Genomic DNA, 4,773 nt, shown 5'->3' with positions numbered 1-4,773 from the left:
CTTGTCTGTAGCAAGCTATTGCCTATCTCTGAATGTGATTACAAATGTCATCTATCTCGACTTAGATAATTCGCTAGTGACGCTAGCTGATAGGGATGTAGATAAATTAAAAGAGCTTTATAAAGACAAATTGAACTACATCCACAGTACAACCGCAACTAAATATGATATGCAACATTTGTTGATGATGATGTCCCACTCAGTTTTAGATCATGTAATGATTATTTTTGACAGTGCTAAAAATTTTATGAGCGATGGCAAGGATAGAGATAGTAATAAAGATGTTACTGATTTTATGCAAATTGTTAAGGACATTAGAGACTCTGGCGCTACAGTTATCATGCTACATCATGTTAATAAACCGCAAAAAGACGTGGAGACTATTTTTGCAGGAGCTGCTGCATGGATGGAGGATGTTTCAAGTCTGTTTATGCTTAAACAAAATCGATATAAAAATTGTTTTATACTAACACCACACAAAGAAAGAGTAGGTGCTCTCTGTGAGGTAGCTTATATTTTTGAGAAATCGAAAAATGAGATAACAGAGTGCGAACTTTTCTATGCAAAAGAGACCCAAGAAGACGAAGAAATTCGAAATTGTATATATGAGTTTATTAAAAATCATGCATCTAAGCCAACATATTCAGAAATACTAAAGCACTGCACTCAAAATAATGGCTACTCGAAAAACAAGGTAAATGCTGTTATTCAGGCAGCAAGACAGCATTATTGGAAAGCGATTAAAGAAAAAGAAAACCATAATCGTGATGTATATATTTTATTGGATAGGTCGGATAAGTTGGATAGCTCAAAATCTATCATAAAGGACTCATGATGTTTTTAGAAGAGAAATTAGATTTGATACTTTCGAATCAAAAAAATTTAGCTGAAAAAGTTAACCTGTTTTTGCCAAATCTTGAGGAAGAAAAAGGAGTAATGCATTTTTTAGAAATTACAAAAAATACATTTAATACATATTTAGAAAATGGTGTTTTTGTGCAGGGAATACATTACATAAAAAATGGTAAAAATCGTGTTTTTATCCCTGAAGAAATTATCAAATTGAAGCAAAGTGGCATCAAAGGCAAGAGAAAATCATCTACAAAACAGCAGCAAATTGAAGCAATAAATTTACAACTTGGTATAATTCCAAGGTGTAAAAGTGCCCGCTGAAAGGCGTGCAAATGAGTGTAAAAATTAGAACGAAAAACGGTAGATTGGTGCTTGATATACACTATGGTAATGGAAAAAGAACTCGACCAGCAACTGGATTGAAAGATACAGTTAAAAATAGGGAATTGTTAGAAAAAAATGTTATTCCAAGTATAGAAAGAGAGATAGTTCAAGGAGTTTATGTTCCAAAAGCTGAGAGAGCTGTTGTTGTTCAGACTGTTAAAGATTATGGAGAACTGAGCTTCAAGAGACATGCTAATAACAGAAGAAAACATGTTCAATTAAGCTATAGAAATCATTTTGAAAATCATATTGTTCCAAAATTTGGTAAAAAATTAATCTCGACAATTACACCTATGCAATTGCGAGATTGGCAGAATGAAAAACTGGACAAATATGCAGCGTCCACTGTGCGAAAGTATAGATCTGTTTTTTATACAATTTTAGATGATGCTGTTGTAGAGGGATTGATAGACTCAAATCCATTTGAAAGAGTACCTAGACCTGTGGTTGTTGAAAAGTATGATAAAGAATATGACTTGGAAGAAGAGGATAGCAATGTGAATCCATTTTCTTTGAATGAACTTAAAGATATACTTTCTAGGGTAGATGGTTATAAACAAAACTTTTTTGCTATTATGGCTTTTAGTGGAGTAAGACCAGGTGAACTAGTTGCACTAAAATGGAGTGATGTTGATTGGGAAAGTGAAACCTTTAAGATTGTACGAACACGAATTCGTGGTTTATTTGGTCCAACCAAGACAAAATCATCCAAAAGAATTGTTGAAATGATGCCAAATGTAAAAGCATATTTTTTAAAACAGTATGAACTTACAAAAGGTAATATATTTGATATGGTGTTTTTGAGTAATTTTTACAAGCCGTTTTATAGTCATGATACTATTGCTTTGCAATTTAAGGCATTATTGGACGATAATGACGGTAGATATCTTTATCAATTAAGGCATACTTTTGCATCCTTAATGATAAGCAATGGCGAGGATATAACTTGGGTGTCGCAAATGATGGGACATAAAAGCTCGGATATTACTTTGAGAGTGTATGCCAAAGCATATAAGATTGATAAAGACAAAAAGTTACGAAAACAGAGAGCAGATTTTTTGGAGAACTGGCACAAATCTGGCACCGTTAATAACTTGATGTACGAGAAACCATTTGAAATAGGGGTTGAAAGTTGAAAATTAGAGTTTATTACGAAAATAATCCTTTAAAGCCATAATCTCTAAAAACCCTTAAATAAAGGGTTCTGGTACAAACTCTTATTTTTTAAAATCAAAATCTTTTTATAAAAATAGGCACGATTTTAGACTCCATTTTTGATGAAAAATTTTCATTTTTTCTATTTTCTAATTTTATTACATAATAAAATTTTATCTTAGGATAAAATATGATTATTTTTGTTAATAAATCCAAATTAATTGGATTATCTATATAATATTATTGATTTTATAGTATAATATTTCTCATGAAAACAATTGAATTAAGAAATGCCTTACCGTTGTCCATATTTTCCCATGAAATGCTTTACTCATTACTTGAAAAATCAGTTAGTAATGTCAATGATAAAATCTCAAATCTTGTAAAAAGTGGTGAACTCGTAAGACTTAAAAAAGGTTTTTACACTTTTTCAAAAGCTTATCTTACAAGACCAATTGATTTAATCAGTATTGCAAATACACTTTATACACCATCGTATGTATCTTTTGATTATGCTTTGAGTTACTATGGGATGATACCTGAGAGAGTAAGTGAAATAACATCAGCTACTAGTAAAAATGAAAAACTTTTTGAAACACCTATTGGAAGATTTAGCTATAAAAAAGTACTGCTTCAAGCTTATTCTATAGGTGTTGATTGGATTTATGATAATGTTGAGGGTGGAAAATTTATAGCAACACCTGAAAAAGCTTTGTGTGACAAGATACGATACGACAGAGGTATCGGCACACTTACACAAGGTGCAATGACGGAGTACCTAAAGTATGATTTAAGAGTTGAAATTATAAAGCCATTGGATAGCCGTCTTATAGAAGAAATTGCAACTGCTTATAGATCTAAAAATTTAAAAACTCTCTCACAAGTAATCGAAAAAGGTAAATTATGACACATCCAGCACTTATAAAAATGTTAGAAAAATATGATTTGTCAAATTCAAATAGTAGCTATGATGCACTCAGAGAAATTTTGCAAGAGATAGTGTTGCTAGGACTTTATGATGCAGGATTTTTTAAACATGCTGCTTTTTATGGTGGAACGGCTCTGCGAATACTTCACAATCTTCCAAGGTTTTCAGAAGATTTGGATTTTTCACTTCTAAAAAGTAATCCAGAATTTAATCTTGTACCTTATGAAGAAGCGATTGTTTCTACTTTAAAATCTTTTGGATTTGATGTAACAATAGAGATAAAAGAGAAAAACAGTAGTAGTGCCATAGCATCAGCGTTTGTAAAAGGCAACACGATTGAGCACTTAATAAACATAAATGCTCCAAAAGATATAACAAATAAGATTCATAGAGATCAAGCGATAAAAATAAAACTTGAAGTTGATACAAATCCACCACTAGAGTTTGAGACAGCAAATATCATACGATTAACACCAAGACCATTTTCAATAAATGCTTTCACTTTACCGTCACTCTATGCAGGTAAAATGCACGCCATACTATGCCGTGCATGGAGTACAAGACCAAAGGGGAGAGATTGGTATGATTTGGTTTGGTATATAGCCAATGATGTTGAACTTGACTCTCTTCATCTAAAAGCAAGGCTCTCTCAAAGTTGCAAGTATTTGGAAGAGAATAATATACAAATTCCAACCAAACTTACAAAACAAACTATAAAAGATCTTCTTTTACAAAGAATAGAAAGTCTTGATGTAGAAAAAGCAAAAAATGATGTACAACCTTTTATAAAAGATATAAGAGAGATTGAACTTTGGTCTAAAGAGTTTTTTGTAGCAGTGATAGAAAATATGAAAGTAAGGTAAACAGGTTATGAAAATAGAAATTGAAACGGCAACAAATGGTTATATTATTACAATTCCACCAGAATATGAAGATAGTATTGAAAAGAAAATTGTAATTCAAGAACCAGAGTATAGTCATAATGACACTAAGAGAGAAGAGTTTGAATGTTTTCGTGATTTAGTATCAAATTTGCAAGAGATTTTTGGTGTTAGTAATTCTAAACATAACACTATTGGATATATCAATGATATTTGTTCAGAACATATGAGATGGGAATTTAAACAACAAATGAAACAATCATTAGAAAATCCAAAAAATGATTTAGGTGATTAAGGTTAAAAAGTGACACTTCAACAACTTCATCACAAACTACAATATTTAGAGTCTCAAAAAGTACAACTTGAAAATGAGATTCTAGAAACTAAACAACAAATAGAACAACTTTCACCTTTTACAAAAGAGCAGAAAATTGAACTTTTTAAATTACTTTTTATAGGTAGAAGTGATGTATTTGCAAAATATTGGGTTAGCCGTGATGGACTAAAAAAAGGATACTCTCCAGCAACTTACACTTTTAAAGGGAGTGATTATATCCCTGTATCAAATGAGAT

General features: G+C 31.4%; 6 protein-coding genes and 1 pseudogene. All 7 read left to right on the top strand.

The features are described 5' to 3' along the window. On the top strand, positions 1–835 hold an 835-nt coding region (locus PHI38_RS07380), incomplete at its 5' end, for an AAA family ATPase (RefSeq protein WP_299854506.1). Further along, the gene (locus tag PHI38_RS07375; RefSeq protein ID WP_299854503.1) at positions 835–1,173 is read left to right on the top strand and encodes a hypothetical protein; all 339 of its coding nucleotides are present in this window, start codon (positions 835–837) and stop codon (positions 1,171–1,173) included. The genes PHI38_RS07380 and PHI38_RS07375, both read left to right, overlap by 1 nt. Before the next feature lie 11 nt (positions 1,174–1,184). Further along, complete coding sequence (locus PHI38_RS07370) at positions 1,185–2,372, top strand: site-specific integrase (protein ID WP_299854500.1); 1,188 nt, start codon at positions 1,185–1,187, stop codon at positions 2,370–2,372. Positions 2,373–2,659: 287 nt separating this feature from the next. Then, the gene (locus tag PHI38_RS07365; protein ID WP_299854497.1) at positions 2,660–3,298 is read left to right on the top strand and encodes a hypothetical protein; all 639 of its coding nucleotides are present in this window, start codon (positions 2,660–2,662) and stop codon (positions 3,296–3,298) included. Then, positions 3,295–4,182, top strand: a complete 888-nt coding sequence (locus tag PHI38_RS07360) for a nucleotidyl transferase AbiEii/AbiGii toxin family protein (protein ID WP_299854495.1) — start codon at positions 3,295–3,297, stop codon at positions 4,180–4,182. The genes PHI38_RS07365 and PHI38_RS07360 overlap by 4 nt, the downstream gene beginning before the upstream one ends. 7 nt (positions 4,183–4,189) lie before the next feature. Beyond that, positions 4,190–4,495 carry a hypothetical protein gene (locus PHI38_RS07355; protein ID WP_299854493.1) on the top strand — a complete coding sequence of 102 codons (306 nt, stop codon included), beginning with the start codon at positions 4,190–4,192 and terminating at the stop codon, positions 4,493–4,495. Between the two features lie 9 nt (positions 4,496–4,504). Continuing rightward, positions 4,505–4,773, top strand: a pseudogene (locus PHI38_RS07350) (helicase); the annotation flags it as partial.

Source organism: Sulfurimonas sp. (genome assembly GCF_028694895.1).
Taxonomy (GTDB): domain Bacteria; phylum Campylobacterota; class Campylobacteria; order Campylobacterales; family Sulfurimonadaceae; genus Sulfurimonas.
This window is presented reverse-complemented; position numbering and strand designations above follow the sequence as displayed.